The organism is Photorhabdus khanii NC19 (assembly GCF_000517265.1).
In the GTDB taxonomy this organism is placed as follows: Bacteria; Pseudomonadota; Gammaproteobacteria; order Enterobacterales; family Enterobacteriaceae; genus Photorhabdus; species Photorhabdus khanii.
Genome location: NZ_AYSJ01000014.1, coordinates 362,109 through 378,487, shown reverse-complemented (window position 1 = coordinate 378,487; position 16,379 = coordinate 362,109). Strand labels below are relative to the sequence as shown.

The following is a 16,379-nucleotide window of genomic DNA, read 5'->3' as shown; positions in this document are numbered from 1 at the left end:
CTCTCCTATTGCGGAATATGAAAAGGAATTCTACCGTCAGGATCAAAAAGTTATTCAAACCATGCAACGGGTTACTTCATTGGAAACTCATCCATTTGAAGAACATAAGATTAAGCAAATCTATTTTTGTAATAAATATCCACTTTGTGATGAAGAGGGTAATTGTATTGGTATTACTTTTCATATGTATAAAACTGAAAATTTTTCTGTTGCTTATTATTATGAAAAAACATCTCCGTCAGCACTGCAATTCATACCACCTAATGACGTATTGACGCAAACTGAATGGGAAGTTCTCTTTCTGATCCTTCGTTCATTAGATGAAGAGAGTATCAGTGAAGAATTAATGATAAGTACGGAAGATGTGATTAACCATACTCAGTCAATTTACAAAAAATTTGATTTACCACTGCATGCAGAATTAAACGATTTCTGCAAAGAAAACAAATTAGATCTTTATATTCCAGAAAGATTTGTCACTATTGGTAGTATAGAATTAGATCGACTATAAATTTAAATATTAATAACTTAACCCTAAAGTTAAAAAGAGGATTATGATATGAGTAATAAAATAATTATCTCACCACAGGTAATAAATACTATGGAAGCAAGTAATGATCCTTGGGGAATAAAAGATGAGAATTCATGCTTTATTTATGCTAATTTAACATTTAAAAAACTTCAAAATCTTTCAAATTCTTTTAACTATGAAGGGATTTTTGATGATGAAATTCCTTGGGATGGCGCAGCGTTTGCAAAAGAATTTATTATCCATGATAAGACTGTAATGACAAAAGAAGCAAGAATATGTTCACTTGAAACACATATATATGGAAAAGAGCGAATTCTTTCATCTTATTTTTTTGAAAAATTACCTCTCTATCATGTAAACGGGAGTTGTATTGGAACTATATTTCACGGTTGGCAAGCTCAAGATTTCTCATTAACCCGTCTATACCATGGAAAACTCCCTGCATCTATTATGTTCCAACCACCGACTGATTTATTCACTCAGCGGGAATGGGATATTATTTTCCTTCTTTTACAAAAGTATACCAGTAAGCAAATGGGCAAAATGTTGAATATTTCCTATCGCACTGTTGAAACTCATATTTCACGAATATATAAAAAAATTAGCGTTAATTCCAGTTATCAACTGGAAGAGTATTGCCGGCTAAATGATTATGATCTCTATGTACCAGAAAGATTTGTACACCCAGAAAGCAGAATGTTCATATAACCAACAGATTAAAAAGGAGTTTTTAATAACATGAAGAAGAACTATACAATATCACCGCAAATTATTAATACAATGGAAATGAGTAATGAACCATGGGGGATAAAAGATAGTTCTTCAAATTTTATTTATGGTAATTCAGCAACAAAAAAATTTATTCACAATTTTAAAGAATCATTTGATTATGAAGGGCTTTATGATCATGAACTTCCCTGGGATGGTGCTGTTTTTTCAAAAGAATTTATTACTCACGATAAAAATACAATGATAAAAAGACAAAGAGTATGTTCAATTGAAACTCATGTATTCGGACAAGAGCAAACTCTGTCATCCTATTTTTGCGAAAAATTACCGCTTTATCATGACAATGGTAATTGTGTGGGAATTATGTACCATATGTGGAAAGCAAAAGAATACTCTTTGACCCAATTATGTCAATTTTATGAAAAACTACCATCATCCATTATACTCCAACCACCGACGGATCTTTTTACTCAACGCGAATGGGATATCATCTTTCTCTTTTTACAGAAGCACTCAAGGAAACAGATTGGGAAAATACTGAATATCGCCTATCATACAGTTGAAACACATATGACCAAAATATATCGTAAAATAGGCATAAACTCTAGTCGGCAACTGGAAGAATACTGTCTGGCCAATAATTTCAATCATTATATCCCAGAAAAATTCCTATTGTCTTAGATTACGTATTACTTCCCGGTTTATATATACTACCTTTGTTCATTATTTATTGATAAAATAGACAGCTCTATGGGATTTTTTCCTTGTTGTTAATAAGTATTTATGTTCAATAATTTTAAAAAACAATAATTGCCTTAAAGGATATATATGAGTCAATCAGAATTTAAAAAAGTCCCCTTTATTACCCCTCAGTTAACACATATGTGGGACAAAGGTTCTGACCCTTGGTTTGTAAAAGATAAAGAATCTCGTTTTATTTACGCAAATAGCATGTTTATTAAAGCCAATAAGTTACCTGAAAACTTTAATATTATAGGGTACACTGATGAAGAATTACCAACACCAGTTAGTGGTTTCGCTCACCATTTTAAAGAACATGAGCGCAGAGTCTTAGCGTGTATGCAACGAATATCATCTATTGGTACTTATCCTCAAGGTAGTGGTCAGCTACCTAAATCCTATTTTTGCGAAAAATATCCACTGATGTGTGAGAATAATCAATGCATAGGAATCATTTCTCATGCCAAAGAAATAGATTATTTTACCATAACTCATTATGTTAAGAATAACATGCCAATATCTATCTGCCCCAGGCCACCCAATAATTTATTGAAAGATAAAGAGTGGATAATTATTTTTTTATTTTGCTGTGGTATTAGCAATAAAGATATAGCCACGGAAATGAATATCTCATGCCGTACTGTGGAAAAACATTTTGAAAATATTTATGAGAAACTCTCCGTCGGATCGGTTTTGGAGTTAAGGTTACTTTGCAAAGAAAAGGGCTATGACCTCTATATCCCACCAAGATATTCTCGGTCCATAGGTCATTTCTTATTATAAATAATCGATTTTACTATTAGCCGTTTCTTACTAAACTATTGATCATTGAAGTAATAATCAGGAATACAATAATGGCATCACAAATTTTTCTACTCCCTCAAATGATCAGGCTTTATGCTGAATTTTTTATAATCAAAATAATATATTGAAAACGTTTTGGATGACTGACTATATACCGCCCATTGCGGCGGATGTTACCGTGTCCAGAATAATCTTCTGTTTACTTTAGCCTCTTACTTACAGCAAGGCGACGGCCTGCGCACAACTTTGATTCAGAATCCTCATTATCGTCTCCGCCCCACTTCGATTGGGATTTATCCTTATCATTCGTTTTTCTAATGTGGGATCAGACTGACGGAATGTACCGGACACCCGGTAAAACAGCGGCGGTATTTCAAATTTTGATTCGGCCCCCACCGGATAAGGCAATGCACCGAGTTGATGGGCAAAACAAAGTACCTGCTCTGCAATCTCTTCATAAAATTCCACCAGCAATACTTTCGATTGTGCATTTGCGACAACCGCCTGTTTTACCTGCGGTATAACGCCCTGATTAAGCCAGATAACCAGCGTTTCATTAACCTGAGCCTGTACCGCATGCATCACTGGCGCAAATACCAGTCCACGCAATACTTCTAATGCCTGAAATCCTTGTATCTGGCTTCCGCCGGAATACATATTACGCCGGATGCGGTCTATTAGCGTTTGTTGACCTGCCACAACACCGACACCTTGCGGACCGAACAGTTTAAAGCTGGAAAAAGTCGATAACGCCGCACCACATTCACAACCAATATGTTCCACTTTCATAGCAGCATAATTATCGTCAACCAGAACCGGTAGTGACGCCGCATTCAGCAGTGATATGACAGCCGCCAGCTCATAAGAATCATCAATTTTCTGCCGCGTATGCTGTACCAATCCCCCCATCGGCCAATGTTGCAAAATCGCAACCCGTATTTGTTCTGGTTGATTAAAATCCGCCCGAACAAGATGTAATCCCATCTGTTCAGCAATCATCGCTGTCGTGGGATATAACGGCGCATCATGAATCAGCAAGGTATCGCCTGCCTTGAGCAATGCCGCTAAACCACAACGTATTGCACCAGTTCCCGCCCCTTGCACCAACACAGCAGCCTCAGCCGAAAAGAAATCAGCAATGATCCGCTCAACTCGCTGTGTCATCTGTGGCTGGTTCAACCCCGGTACCAACCCTAAATCTCCTGTAGTCAGAAAGTCTGCGCCGGGAAAATGACGGCAGATAATATCAACCAAACGAAACTGTTTTTGCTGTGCCTGCTCCATATTCAGACTATGTAATGGATAAGTGTTCAATATCTGCTCCCCTGCTCTCCCCCTTTATTTTTTTCATCGTAAAATAAAGGGGGAAGTTGATTCGATTAACCGATGCCTATCAAATGGATAATGTTGGCTAAAACCCCAACAATAATCGTTGCAATAGGCCCAATAGCCATTTCAACCAAAGGACGCTTAGATGTACGGTTGAGCAGGTAAATGCCCGCTACCACCATAAATCCCATGCCCGGCAGGATAGCATTGGCAGCAATCATTCCCCCTACCAATAGCGCAACTTCTAACATACGGGTAATGACAGTACGAATATGGTCGCCACATGCTTTTACGCCAGGATATTTATCCAGCCAGATAGCAATTCTTGCCAGTAGTTTGATTTCCATAAACATAATCACACTGCCGGCAATGAAGGCGATCCACGGGTTATTCGTGACTAATCCAGCGACAAACACGAACTTCATGCCGACCGGGCTATAAACTCCGGTGGCAATCGCCGTCATCCCCACTAACGGAACAAAACTAATCGCCCTGGCAAGCGCAACCAACATGGCATTAGCCCCTTCACCCTGAGCCATCAGTTGCAGTGATACAGGACCTTCCGCCAATAAACTGAGTGACATCGAGGCCGCTACCGCAGTTAAACCCCCACTGAGCACTAGTAACCAGAGGTTGTTTTGAATACGTTGGATCCGCGTGGAAAACAAGCCGACCAGCATCTCATTCGCGCCTTTCGCCGTGGCCGGCCCATCCCCTGCTTTGGGCGCACGCTCTTTCATGGCAAAGTAGAACATCACAATCATCGAAATCAGCAGCGCTATCCCGTTAGGATCCAGTTGTACCGGTTTATCCAGGGAACCGCCAAAACTCAGTGAGCCCATCGCTTTGGTCGCGACATACCCCACCAATGTCGCAATCAGTACCCATATCCCTTTGCCATATCCGTATTGATAGGCCACAACAATGGCAGGAAACAACGCGAAGCAGGCAACAATGGGATCGCCAACTTTGCTCAGGTTGTTCATGAAATTCACCGGCAAATGGGCAAAGATATCGACAACCGATCGTAAACCCGTCATCAAAGCGACGGCATACAGTGCCCCCAGGATCCCGGAAAATATGAAACCTTTTTTACTGTTTGCACACCAAGTGCCAATGACGTCGGTTCCCAGCAACAGGCTATGCACCAGAATAATTGGCGCCGTCAGCGAAAACGGGATACCAAAACCGATAACCAAGCCAAAACTTAAGGCAAAACTGGTCGCAGCCAGGGTTTTACGATTCATCCGCCCTTCAAGATGTTCCGGGATTAAAGGGCGCAAACCATCATGAAACACCGCGATGCCACGGTTAGCCATCATGGTGGATATTCCACCAATAACGGCCAATAAACCCGCTTTAAACGGATCAATTTCCATTAAACGTGTGAAAAACTCATATTCCATCTTCCTGTCCTCATGAAGAAAAAATAGCCCTGATGACCACCGGAATAACGGCTTCTATATCCTGACCGGTAAAACCAAATGCCGTTTTCCCCGCGTTAATATGGGTAATAATTTCTTCATCAGGCAGGATTTTCCCCGGCATGCTAATCGTGACGCATTTATCAATACCCACGATAGCAATCGCCATTGCCAAAGCGCCTCCACCGGTATTACAAGCCCCCAAGTAGTAATCCGCATTACCGCTCTTGAGGGCCATAGCGGCATCAATATCACCCATTACAGTAATGGATGAGACTTTATCCCCGGCCAGGCGGCGTAAGGTTTCAGCAATTTTTTCTTTCTCAATTTGTCCTCCAATAACAAATCTCATATGTTTTTCCTTTATTTGAAAAATACAGCAGGGTTATCACGTAACATCAAATCAATTTCTATCTGTGTCAATCCGGCATGGCTTAACATCGGCACAAAGGTGCTGATTAAATATTCAAACCCATTGCCACCATTGGCCTTCAAATGGGAACGGCGGGTAATATCCATCGATAACATGACGCGGTTAAGCAGGCCGCGTTGGGCCAATGTCTGTAACATGGCGATCCGTTTTTCATCCGGGTAGTAATCGTTTTTGCCAATCGTGTCGAACTGTATGTAAGCTCCCTGTTCAATCATGCGTAGTATGTTGTCCAGATTGTCTCTGAGATCACAATGACCAATAACCACCCGTTCAGCATCTACGCCCTGCTTTTTCAGTAACGTTAATTGCTCAAGCCCCATCGTGCCTAATGACGTATGGGTAGAGATAGGACGCCCGGTTTCCAAATGCGCGATAGCCGCAGCGTGAAATATTTTCTCTTCATCTGGCGTAATCACCCCTTTGCTGGAACCAATTTCCCCAATGACCCCAGCTTTCAGCGTTGTAGCATCAATACCCTGCTCAATCTCAGCGATCATTTCATCCGCCAGTTGTCGGGCTGTGGTGTGTGCCACATGCTGAGGAAAAAAAGCAAACTGGTAATAACCGGTTGAGGCGATTACGTTAATGCCGGAATCCCGCATTAAATCCAGCATAAACTGTGGGTTACGCCCCATGTAGCGATTGGTCATTTCTACAATATTGCGTACACCCAGGCTGACCAATGTTTTCATCTCATCACAAATCAGCTCGTATTGATCCAGCCGGCAGTCAAGGTTGTTTTTAAATGACGATAAATCAATATGCAGATGCTCATGCGCATAGGTATAGCCGGATGCATCAAATCTATCTTGCTGAGTCATGAGAATGCTGCCCAAATGTGAGGATGATGCAAATGAATTTATTCCCCATTAGCAGGGATACGATTTCCCTGGCTGTCGTAAAGCCCTTCCAATACCGGATGCCCTGATTGGATGCCGCTAACCAACGCCACATCACTGCGGGTGGCAAATATCTGAGTGCGAAAGCACAACACGACAGCACAGCCGACCGGAAATTCACCGCTAAGGGAAAAGTGGTAATCAATACTGCTGTTATCCATCGGTAACAGGTGAGTGGATATGATCTGGCCGTTTGGCATGAATATCAGCGCGTTATGAGCTCGCCCACGACGATAATAACCGCCTCCATAGCAATAGCTGTTGCCATTAAACCGATGGGATACTTCTGTCAGATACAGCATGGCAATACGTTCGGGCTGCTCTCCCTGAAAATTGGCAAGGATTGTTCCGGTTAGTGCGTGTCCGGGTTCTGTATGGGTAACACCATATTTTGCCAGTAATGGCAGCGTACTACAGCTTGATGCCGACGGTGCATTTATCTGTGTTACCTCAACCCCTGCCCGCTGTAAAATGTCTTTTGCTTTTAATAAGGTAAATAAGTTTGATGCAGGCAGTGTCTGTTGCAAAGCCTCTTGCCACAACAAACAGGGAAAATGCGTTAATCCCATCAGTTTTACGCCGGGCATTGCCATAATGCGTTGAACAACGGTGTTCAATTCCGACAAATGAAAACCCGCTTCCTGTCCAGGATATAAATGATCATGATCATCATAGATTTTCAGCATAATGCATTGCACATTTCCCTCATGCTGTGCCAGACAGGAAATATCCTCCGCTTTTTCCAAAGAAAATACCGTGATAACTTCCGGATGTTGCTGTATCACAGAGAGCATCATGTTACGGGGGATCTGCACCAGATGACCGGCATGGATAACCGGGATCTTGCTACTCATTAATATCCTGGCTTCTTTAAAATCCACCGCAGTGACACCCTGATAACCCAATATTATCAGCTTATGTGCTAACCAGGGGTTGCGCCCAACCTGTTTGGTCATCAGGTACAGCACAATATCATGGTACTCCGCTACCGCAAGCAACCGTTTGGCATTTTCCAAAACCTGATCAACGTCAATGACATAAGTATCAGGCAGTAAAGCTCCTTGCATCCATAATGTATGGGCGGCTTCAATCAGTGCAGGATTTTGTTTTTTTAGTGCGTTAATAAACATGCTGTACCTCCTTGTACGCCTGACAGCGGTCAATGCCAAAGCAAGAAATAAATGTTTAAATAATTATTTTTTTGAATATTTGATGGAAAAAAAATTCCTTCACCTCTGTTGCCATGCTACTCCTGATCTTTTGCCGCCCAAAGGCTAAACAAGTTCGCCAGCAGATAACCCTCTTCACAGGGATGTAATTGCACGTCAAATTGTGCCAGCAACGAAGCGTTAATCGCCTGCAAATGCGCAAAAGCATCAGATTGACGTACTTCCATCAGCAGTTCAGCATCCATTGAACCGATTTGTTCTCCCCGGCGCGAGCGCATCAACGCATTTGCCATATGTGTTATTACCATTTCTCCCAGCCCGTTCCTGACAGGGATTTCCCAATCATTCTCAAGCTGAGTCACAACTTGCAGCATGCCATCACAGATATCCTGATCGATGACATTTCCCTGACAGAGCAGATTCAGTCGATTTTCCATTTCATTTACTCCGTCCATTTCAAACTAATAACTTGGATCCTGTTGACCTGTCAGTACACGTTGTTGATGAGCTAACAACTCTGTTTTATTCACTGTAGTACGTAAAAGTTGTTGAGTCGGAATGTCATCAACTCTGGTTAAAATCACCGCCTCAGAAGCTTGTATAAAGAACGGATTTCCATGGAGCGGTACCGCAATAAGCTCCCGGGAACTCAGTTCATCCTCTCTGCTAACGTTCCAGATCACTGCGTCAATGTCACCTTTCGCCACTTTGTACAGGCTCTCGTGGTAAGAGATATTCACCAGCGTGATATCCTGCCCGGCAAAGTACACCTCAGTCATGATCTTCTGGTCAGCAGAACGATTATCCAACCCAACACGACGGATGTTATGTTCACCTCCCTTGCGATAAATCAGTTGATGTGCGCCAACATAGGTATGTGGGCCTAATTCAAGTACAGAGCATACATCACGCTGTTCCAGATAAGTTTGCGCCGCCAGATGAGAGACCACTGCCAGGTCATAAATGCCGTTACGCAGACATTCCACCCTGGCGTCTGAACCCCTCATATGAGCGAAGTAAAACGGAATACCATCAAATTGCGCTTTCAGACCACTCGCCAGCCCTTCGTACAATCGGGTATAAGGCAACGGCATCACACAAACCACGTTACCGATATCGGCATGTGCTAACAGCGCCTTGTGATCCAGACTGACCAGGTAACTACCGTTACGCCCCCGTCGATCCACACAAATTGCACCGGAATTCTCCAGTTTTTTTAATGCAAACTGTACCAACCCAACCGACAACGCATAGTCAGATGACAGCTCTTCAATGGTCTTCAAGCGGTTACCATTGCACTCACCTAGCAGATAACGCGCCAAACATGCCTGAGCGACCCCCTCTTTTTTAAGCAGACCATGACTCATAATTATTCTTCATTTTTTTGAATGTATTTATATCCGATTTAAGGAGACAAATAACAATCGGAAAATAGTAAAAATGCGAATGAGGTCACGATTAAATGAGTGTTTTTTTGCAATTGCCGCAAAATTCGTCTCTTCATTAAACTATTTTTACGCTTTGATTGTGGTTGGCTCCGGACGTTTCAGCACTGCGTAAGTTAATCCTCCCAACAGTGTACCGACAATAATCGACATCAAATAACCCAGTACTGGTGTGATAGCCCCTGGGATCAACAGTACAAACAAGCCACCATGCGGTGCCATCAGTTGTGCGCTCACAGCCATAGAGAGAGCCCCGGTCACCGCACCACCGACGATACAACATGGGAGTACACGCATCGGATCACGGACAGCAAAAGGGATCGCCCCTTCGGAAATAAAGCATAAACCCAACACCAATGCGGCTTTGCCGCTTTCCCGCTGAACGCTATCGAATTTCTTCCGGGCAATCAGTGTCGCCACGCCCATTGCCAACGGTGGAACCATTCCCGCCGCCATAATGGCAGCCATTGGCGCGTAGGTTTGTGAACTGAGCAGACCGACACCAAACGCATAGGCGGCTTTGTTTACCGCTCCCCCCATATCGGCACACATCATCCCACCCAAAATGGCACCTAACAGGAGCGCGTTGGTTGTGCCCATATTTGAAAGCCAATGCGTTAGACCCGCCATAATACCGGCGACCGGTTTACCGACAACGTAGATCATAATCAGACCGGTAATCAGGCTGGCGAACAGCGGAATAATCAAGATCGGTTTTAATGCTGACATACTCTGCGGCAACTTCACTTTGGCACTGATCAGCTTCGCTGTGTAACCGGCAAGGAAACCGGCAATAATGCCGCCGATAAAGCCCGCGTTAGTGCTGGCGGCCAACATGCCGCCAATCAGTCCAGGCGTCAGACCGGGGCGATCAGCGATTGAGAAAGCGATATAACCTGCCAGCACGGGCACCATCAAGGCGAAAGCCGAACCACCACCGATCTGCATCAGCGCCGCCGCCAATGTGCCCGGTTCTTTAAATGCGGTGATACCAAAGGCAAATGACAGCGCGATACACAGCCCACCCGCCACCACCACCGGCAGCATATAAGAGACACCGGTTAACAGATGGCGATAGATGCCAGTGCTCTCTTCCCCTTGCCCGGTTTTAGCATCTTGCCTTTCCGGCTCGAAAGGCTTTGCTTCAACCAATGCTTTATCAAACTCCTGAGCCGTTTTCTTCAACGCCAGACTGGTTGAGGTACGGTACATGGGCTTTCCGGCAAATTTCGCCAGATCCACGTCAATATCCGCGACTACCAGCACCAGATCCGCTTCTGCCACCTCTTCCGGCGTAATGACATTACCCGCCCCCACTGAACCGCGGGTTTCCACCTTCACCCACCAGCCACGTTTTTTGGCTTCGGTTTCGATAGCTTCGGCTGCCATAAAGGTATGCGCCACCCCCGTAGGACAGGCGGTAACCGCAACAATACGTTTTGTGTCACAACTCAGGTCAGTTGCCGGCATCTGATATGGCTGTGCGTCAGCTTTTGCTTGCCGAAAGAAATCTTCCGGCGCATGCAATGCCTGTTCCGTGTTGCCAAGATAAACTCGCTTGCCATTCAGGGTGTTATCGGCAGGTATGGTATCGCCAGTCACTACCACCAAATCGGCTTCAACCGGATTTTCTGTCAGTATCAGCCCATTTTCCGCCGCAGCAGCACTGAGGACAGTTTTCACCAGATAACTTCCGGCCAGTCCTAACAAAGGATCAATGATAAGCAACGTTTTCATTACATCTCCCCCTCACCCAAACCGGAAGCAATCGCTTCACCAATGGCAGTTATCGCCTGCTGTGCATCATCACCGTTGGCAACGACGTGAAGCCGATGACCTTTTTTAACGCCCAGCGCCATGATTTTCATCAGGCTGCGGCCATTTACCGGTCGACCGGTACCATCAAGGTTGAGCATGGTAATTTCACTGGAAAATTGCCGGATAACGTTGACCAACACCGCACCTGGACGGGCATGCAAACCGTGGTCATTACACACGACGAACTCCCTGCTGAATATTTCACTTTGCTCTGGTGCGCCACGGGTCAGCAATGCCAGCACTGTCGGCGCATCAGCCTTCAGCAAACATTCCGCTTTTTGTGTTAATAGCAAATTGCTCAGGTGATGCAACACATTCAGCGGTTGGTCGTCGGTAACCGCAACGGTCAACAGCATCACCACTACCTCGTTGTCCTGCGTGCATAACCGGCTGACGGCTACCGCGCTAGCTAAGTTACCGTCGGGGCTGTCGCTCAACCAAATACCTTGTCCGAGATCCAGCGGCTTACTGTTAATCACTTTACTGATAAAAGTCGTATCCACCGCACCCGCTTGTTGTAACCGCCCGGCATTCAGCGCTTGTAGTGTCATCAGATCGCCAGCATTAATATCCAGAGAAATCAGGCTGGTATCGAATTTAAACTCGGCTTGCTGGCCTTCTCCCATTAGCAAGCTACGCAGTGCCTGAGCTGAATCGACAGTTTTTAGCTGCCCGGCAATGCGATCGTCGCTCAACAGGTGTGCTAACTGACGCAATAGTGACAAATGTTCATCGGAACATGCAGCGATACCAATGACCACATAACACATAGCGCCTTTATCCCATTCCACACCCTGTGGGAAGTGAAATACCTGTACGTCGGTTTTCAGCACCAAATCACGGGTATTGATCGTGCCATGCGGAATAGCGATACCGTTGCCAAGGTAAGTAGAAATTTGCCTTTCACGTTGCAGCATGCCGTCAACATAGTCATCACTGACGTTACCATTAGCGGCTAGCATGGCCGCCACCTGGCGAATAGCATCCTCTTTACTGGTTGCAGTTGCACCAGTGTGGATATTTTGCAGAGCCAACTGGAACATGGTTTTCCTCTCTTACTGAAGATAGAATCGTCTCAGTTATGCTGAGAAAAAAAGCGTTAAAACCCACCACAAAGGAAAATGAGATAAAACTGAAACGTTTCAACCAGTGTGGAGTATGATTAATTATTATTCAATATTTGCACTGTATAATATTGCGATTTTTTGAGATTACGCACACTTTTTCCGATATCGTTCTTTAAATATCTCCAATTGAAGGAATTAGCAAACAGATAGTATTATTCTGTCGTAATGATCATGACTATCCGTTTTATAGTTTATTAGATTGAAAATAATTGAATCCGTGCTGAACTTGTCATACTTTCTTACAGTTTGTAACAATTTCTTACAAATTTATATTTTTGTAAATTTATAAAAAATGCTTGCTATCTGATGAAAGTTTAATAATTATTACTTAAATTCCATCATATTGGCAATATGATGGAAATCTCAGCCCCTGTTCCCCTTATTCAAAGGGATTAATCGATTTGGAATGCATTTTTGTATTCCTGTCGTCAAATAACCATTACACCCGACATAAGCACTCTTTCTTGTCGACAGCAATGGGATTTTTATTATGTTATTTTTGATGAAGGTGATTGACGATCAAACAGGAGAAATCTTGTGGGATTTTCAATGACTGATGTTTGGTCTGCGTGCCTATATAATGTTAAAAGAAGGAGGTTAAACCAATGGGTATATTAGATCCGCTTCTGGGTTTAGATTGTAAGAAGTATTTGAGACACTGGGTAGAATTTCAGTTGGTGGATGAACAGGATAAGCCGCTGGTCAACCAGCCTTATCGCCTGATCAATCGCAGAACCCCAGGTTATGTGCGTCAGGGGGTAACCGATGGTTTCGGGGTGCTCAGGGAAGAAGACCTGTCAGCTTATCCGGTGACCTTGTATATCCACGCCCAATCGTTGGCGGATGAAATGGAACAGCGCCCGTTGCGGGAAATACGCGGTGAAGCAGCGTCGATGGTGAAGCCGAAGGCCATCAATATCGCTATGTAACTATCGGGCAGATCAGTGATAGGTTGCCGGTGATTAAGCATTGGCATGATCCTAACAATCTTCCACCTCCCTATCATTTCCCGGACCCGGAGCCAAAACAGCTTGCCGAACTGGTTGCGCCGGAGAAATACCATTTTTTCCGGGATCAAGAACAATTATTTGAAAAACACTAAATGAAAGGACCGATATTGTGGCGGATATTCGGCAGCGCGATGCATTATTTTTACAGATGGATCATCAGTTGAAGCAAGCACTAATTTGCACTCAACAGGATAAACAAGGTCCGTTGGCCTTATTACGCTATACGGATAACGCGGTAGGAATTGAGGAAAACTGACCATGATAAATATGAAAACATACTTACCTGTATTGTCGGCAATATTCATTAATATCGTTTTTATGTATGCGCCTTAACAGGCGCATACATCAGAATTGCTTATTCAACTGAACAAGCAGAAGCCCTTGGGACATAATCGAAGTGTAATTCCCGATGTCGGTTCCTTTTTACACTCCAAACACCGTGAAAACGCTCTGCATTACTGGCGGTATACCGCACTGTGTGGCGAATGTTGCTGTGTCCAAGATAATCTTGTATCAACCGGGTATCCACTCCCCTATCTGCTAGAGCAAAACCGCAGGCATGCCGCAACATGTGCGGATGCGAACCTATAGAAATATTAGCCCGTTGCCCTAGCTGGCTAATAATTTGATAAATGCGCTGACGGGTCAACGGCTTCCCGTAACGTGACAAAAATAACCAATCACTATCTGCACCCTGAAAGGTTTTACGCACTTTGAGCCACGCCTTGATCGCCCGAATCTCATAACCTAAGAGAGGATGATTGGTACAAAATCCGCCTTTTAAACGCCGGATGTACAAACTTCCATCGTCCAAATCCAGATCGGATAATCGTAGATGCCTAGCTTCGCTAACACGTAAGCCATGAACAAAACTCATATATACCAGGCAATAGTCGCGCTCCCGATTAGAGCTCTCTTTTGCCACTTCCAGCATACTTTCCACTTCGTGTTGCGTCAGATGTTTTCGTTGACCCATTATGGTCTATCCCAAATATTCTTTGCTTTAACGCATTGAACACACTGCGTTATCTGTAACTGATTAAGACCCTGAACCAACCCTAAATCCCCCATAGTAACTAAATCTGCACCAAAATAGCGGCAGATGACTGAACGAAATTGCTTTTGCTGTGCCTGATCCATGTTCAAGCTGTGTAATAGATAGGTTTTCAATGTCTGCTCTCCTGTAACCCTCCTCTATTCTTACCATCACACAATAAAAAGAAAAATAGTGATTCAATTAATCATCCCTCATCAAATGAGTCATGTTGACTGAAAATATCAACAAAAATCACTGTGATAGGCCCAACAACCATTTTAACAAAAGGACCTGTCAGCCAGATTGATTTTTGGTTCAAATCACAAGGAAGGATGTTGATGTGCTAATACTTGCCGGCTGTCGATAAACGTTCCATCTCTCTATTCTTCTGCCGGAGAAATCCAGCAGGCAACAAAATGACTGGCTGGGCTGGTAACATTAGCATAGGTTCCTTTGCACAAAACAATGCTGTACAACAGCCAGATACGACGTTCGATTTTTCAAAATCACCGCCCAATTTTATCCATGTCGCCATAATAATGCCCTTTACTACTTAGTGGTATCTTCAAAAACCCAGACATTATGACTCATTATTACCCTTTTCAGCTAATTATTTGCGCAAAAATATGATTTTCGAGGGTACTTATACGTTTAAAAGTCACATGTTGCCTTTTCAATTATTTATTATTTAAAACAATGGGATAGATATCATTTCATCTTCCTGTGATGCTATGCTTAATCTGTCTCAAATAATATCCATGACAAGGAATATGATCTCGACAAATAAGAAAAATAGGAAAATAGACAAGGGATGTTAAGTATTAGATTAAATTCACATAAAAATATTTAAATAATTCCAATACAAAATCGTACCAGAAGTTATATTTCCCATATAGAGATATTTATACATCAAATAATAAATTATTTAATTAACACATATAGGTAAAAATAAAAAATATTATTTTTTGACGAATTAACTGTTGCAATATATTATATGATCAGGTTATTTTAAGTAGAATCATTAAAAAACTCTTCAGACAATTACTTAAATGATAATTAAGGAGTTGCCATGTCAGATATAAGAAACAAACCAAACAATATCACCCCGCAATTAATTTACATGTGGGAAAAAAGTAATGAACCTTGGGGGGCTAAAGATTGCCAGTCAAAATTTATCTATGCCAACCCTGCCTTTTACCAACTACTCGACTTACCTGAAGATTTTGATATTACCGGGCTTTCCACAGATGAATTACCCTCGCCTATTGCAGAATATGAAGAAGAATATTACCGTCAGGATCAAAAAGTTATTCAAACTATGCAAAAAGTAACTTCAATGGAAACTCATCCATTTGGAGAAAATAAAACTAAGCAAACCTATATTTGTGACAAATATCCACTTTGTGATGATCATGGCCGTTGTATCGGTATCACTTTCCATATGTACAAAACTCAAAATTTCTCTATTTCTTATTATTATGAAAAAACCCCTCCGGCAGAACTGGAATTCACGCCACCTAATGATTTATTGACACAAATTGAATGGGAAGTTCTTTTTCTCGTTCTTCGCTCATTGGATGAAGAAAGCATCAGTGAAGAATTAATGCTGAGTACAGAACATATTGTTAACTGCATTCAATCAATTTACCAAAAATTTAATCTATCACAACAGATAGAATTAAAAAACTTCTGTAAAGAGAATAAATTTGATCTTTATGTTCCTGAGAGATTTATATCTCTCGGAAGCAGAGAATTATAAATTTATTAAATATATAAATAGGACTTAATAATGAAAAATATCAATAAAATAGTTATTCCCCAACAAATAATCAATACGATGGAGACAAGCAACGATCCATGGGGTATCAGAGATAAAAAATCAT

Annotated in this window: 19 protein-coding genes; 7 read left to right on the top strand and 12 right to left on the bottom strand. The window is 42.6% G+C overall.

What is annotated here, in order from left to right; translation table 11 throughout:
• The 4 genes from PTE_RS17185 to PTE_RS17170 all read left to right on the top strand — a co-directional run.
• Positions 1–511: helix-turn-helix transcriptional regulator (locus PTE_RS17185; RefSeq protein WP_036849164.1), on the top strand; the 511-nt coding region annotated here is incomplete at its 5' end.
• A gap of 48 nt (positions 512–559) precedes the next feature.
• Positions 560–1,240, top strand: coding sequence for a helix-turn-helix transcriptional regulator (locus PTE_RS17180; protein WP_036849162.1), 681 nt, complete (start codon positions 560–562; stop codon positions 1,238–1,240).
• Positions 1,241–1,270: 30 nt separating this feature from the next.
• On the top strand, positions 1,271–1,942 hold the full coding sequence (locus PTE_RS17175; protein WP_036849160.1) for a PAS and helix-turn-helix domain-containing protein: 672 nt from the start codon (positions 1,271–1,273) through the stop codon (positions 1,940–1,942).
• 147 nt (positions 1,943–2,089) lie between these two features.
• Entirely contained in the window at positions 2,090–2,785 is a 696-nt protein-coding gene (locus PTE_RS17170) for a helix-turn-helix transcriptional regulator (RefSeq protein WP_036849155.1), read from the top strand.
• A gap of 237 nt (positions 2,786–3,022) precedes the next feature.
• On the opposite strand, the gene PTE_RS17165 is transcribed toward PTE_RS17170, so the two are convergent.
• The 9 genes from PTE_RS17165 to fruB form a co-directional block, all read right to left on the bottom strand.
• The gene (locus tag PTE_RS17165) at positions 3,023–4,120 is read right to left on the bottom strand and encodes an aminotransferase class V-fold PLP-dependent enzyme (protein WP_036849154.1); all 1,098 of its coding nucleotides are present in this window, start codon (positions 4,118–4,120) and stop codon (positions 3,023–3,025) included.
• A gap of 65 nt (positions 4,121–4,185) precedes the next feature.
• Positions 4,186–5,541: a YhfT family protein gene (locus PTE_RS17160; RefSeq protein WP_036849152.1), complete on the bottom strand. Its 1,356-nt coding sequence runs from the start codon at positions 5,539–5,541 to the stop codon at positions 4,186–4,188.
• Between the two features lie 10 nt (positions 5,542–5,551).
• Positions 5,552–5,911 carry a DUF2620 domain-containing protein gene (locus PTE_RS17155; RefSeq protein ID WP_036849150.1) on the bottom strand — a complete coding sequence of 120 codons (360 nt, stop codon included), beginning with the start codon at positions 5,909–5,911 and terminating at the stop codon, positions 5,552–5,554.
• Positions 5,912–5,922: 11 nt separating this feature from the next.
• Entirely contained in the window at positions 5,923–6,813 is an 891-nt protein-coding gene (locus tag PTE_RS17150; protein WP_036849148.1) for a phosphotriesterase-related protein, read from the bottom strand.
• Positions 6,814–6,851: 38 nt separating this feature from the next.
• Positions 6,852–8,021, bottom strand: a complete 1,170-nt coding sequence (locus PTE_RS17145; protein WP_036849146.1) for a YhfX family PLP-dependent enzyme — start codon at positions 8,019–8,021, stop codon at positions 6,852–6,854.
• Positions 8,022–8,137: 116 nt separating this feature from the next.
• The gene (locus tag PTE_RS17140; protein ID WP_036849144.1) at positions 8,138–8,497 is read right to left on the bottom strand and encodes a hypothetical protein; all 360 of its coding nucleotides are present in this window, start codon (positions 8,495–8,497) and stop codon (positions 8,138–8,140) included.
• A gap of 24 nt (positions 8,498–8,521) precedes the next feature.
• Entirely contained in the window at positions 8,522–9,427 is a 906-nt protein-coding gene (gene yhfZ / locus PTE_RS17135) for a GntR family transcriptional regulator YhfZ (RefSeq protein ID WP_036849140.1), read from the bottom strand.
• 147 nt (positions 9,428–9,574) lie between these two features.
• Positions 9,575–11,242, bottom strand: a complete 1,668-nt coding sequence (gene fruA, locus PTE_RS17130; RefSeq protein WP_036849139.1) for a PTS fructose transporter subunit IIBC — start codon at positions 11,240–11,242, stop codon at positions 9,575–9,577.
• Positions 11,242–12,366 carry a fused PTS fructose transporter subunit IIA/HPr protein gene (fruB, locus tag PTE_RS17125; protein ID WP_036849138.1) on the bottom strand — a complete coding sequence of 375 codons (1,125 nt, stop codon included), beginning with the start codon at positions 12,364–12,366 and terminating at the stop codon, positions 11,242–11,244. Before fruB ends, fruA begins: the two co-directional genes overlap by 1 nt.
• A 689-nt stretch (positions 12,367–13,055) precedes the next feature.
• On the opposite strand from fruB, the gene PTE_RS17120 reads away from it, so the two are divergent.
• Positions 13,056–13,379: a hypothetical protein gene (locus tag PTE_RS17120; protein WP_036849137.1), complete on the top strand. Its 324-nt coding sequence runs from the start codon at positions 13,056–13,058 to the stop codon at positions 13,377–13,379.
• A gap of 190 nt (positions 13,380–13,569) precedes the next feature.
• A complete protein-coding gene (locus PTE_RS25825; RefSeq protein WP_152962218.1) occupies positions 13,570–13,716 on the top strand; it encodes a hypothetical protein in 147 nt (48 codons plus the stop codon).
• A 99-nt stretch (positions 13,717–13,815) separates the two neighbouring features.
• Here the strand turns inward: PTE_RS25825 and PTE_RS17115 are convergent, their stop codons facing one another.
• The 3 genes from PTE_RS17115 to PTE_RS17105 all read right to left on the bottom strand — a co-directional run bounded on the left by PTE_RS17115 (position 13,816) and on the right by PTE_RS17105 (position 15,031).
• Positions 13,816–14,436: a tyrosine-type DNA invertase gene (locus PTE_RS17115; RefSeq protein ID WP_036849131.1), complete on the bottom strand. Its 621-nt coding sequence runs from the start codon at positions 14,434–14,436 to the stop codon at positions 13,816–13,818.
• A complete protein-coding gene (locus PTE_RS17110; protein WP_036849129.1) occupies positions 14,436–14,630 on the bottom strand; it encodes a hypothetical protein in 195 nt (64 codons plus the stop codon). Before PTE_RS17110 ends, PTE_RS17115 begins: the two co-directional genes overlap by 1 nt.
• Before the next feature lie 209 nt (positions 14,631–14,839).
• On the bottom strand, positions 14,840–15,031 hold the full coding sequence (locus PTE_RS17105; RefSeq protein WP_036849127.1) for a hypothetical protein: 192 nt from the start codon (positions 15,029–15,031) through the stop codon (positions 14,840–14,842).
• A gap of 534 nt (positions 15,032–15,565) precedes the next feature.
• Here PTE_RS17105 and PTE_RS17100 point away from each other — a divergent pair.
• On the top strand, positions 15,566–16,255 hold the full coding sequence (locus tag PTE_RS17100; RefSeq protein ID WP_036849123.1) for a PAS domain-containing protein: 690 nt from the start codon (positions 15,566–15,568) through the stop codon (positions 16,253–16,255).
• Positions 16,256–16,379: the final 124 nt, after the last annotated feature.

Bases quoted from the DNA above. Each gene is read 5' to 3' on its own strand.
- fruB (WP_036849138.1), bottom strand. From the start codon at position 12,366: ATGTTCCAGTTGGCTCTGCAAAATATCCACACTGGTGCAACTGCAACC.
- yhfZ (WP_036849140.1), bottom strand. From the start codon at position 9,427: ATGAGTCATGGTCTGCTTAAAAAAGAGGGGGTCGCTCAGGCATGTTTG.
- PTE_RS17115 (WP_036849131.1), bottom strand. From the start codon at position 14,436: ATGGGTCAACGAAAACATCTGACGCAACACGAAGTGGAAAGTATGCTG.
- PTE_RS17105 (WP_036849127.1), bottom strand. From the start codon at position 15,031: ATGGCGACATGGATAAAATTGGGCGGTGATTTTGAAAAATCGAACGTC.
- PTE_RS17100 (WP_036849123.1), top strand. From the start codon at position 15,566: ATGTCAGATATAAGAAACAAACCAAACAATATCACCCCGCAATTAATT.
- PTE_RS17175 (WP_036849160.1), top strand. From the start codon at position 1,271: ATGAAGAAGAACTATACAATATCACCGCAAATTATTAATACAATGGAA.
- PTE_RS17120 (WP_036849137.1), top strand. From the start codon at position 13,056: ATGGGTATATTAGATCCGCTTCTGGGTTTAGATTGTAAGAAGTATTTG.
- fruA (WP_036849139.1), bottom strand. From the start codon at position 11,242: ATGAAAACGTTGCTTATCATTGATCCTTTGTTAGGACTGGCCGGAAGT.
- PTE_RS17155 (WP_036849150.1), bottom strand. From the start codon at position 5,911: ATGAGATTTGTTATTGGAGGACAAATTGAGAAAGAAAAAATTGCTGAA.
- PTE_RS17145 (WP_036849146.1), bottom strand. From the start codon at position 8,021: ATGTTTATTAACGCACTAAAAAAACAAAATCCTGCACTGATTGAAGCC.
- PTE_RS17140 (WP_036849144.1), bottom strand. From the start codon at position 8,497: ATGGAAAATCGACTGAATCTGCTCTGTCAGGGAAATGTCATCGATCAG.
- PTE_RS17170 (WP_036849155.1), top strand. From the start codon at position 2,090: ATGAGTCAATCAGAATTTAAAAAAGTCCCCTTTATTACCCCTCAGTTA.
- PTE_RS17180 (WP_036849162.1), top strand. From the start codon at position 560: ATGAGTAATAAAATAATTATCTCACCACAGGTAATAAATACTATGGAA.
- PTE_RS17150 (WP_036849148.1), bottom strand. From the start codon at position 6,813: ATGACTCAGCAAGATAGATTTGATGCATCCGGCTATACCTATGCGCAT.
- PTE_RS17160 (WP_036849152.1), bottom strand. From the start codon at position 5,541: ATGGAATATGAGTTTTTCACACGTTTAATGGAAATTGATCCGTTTAAA.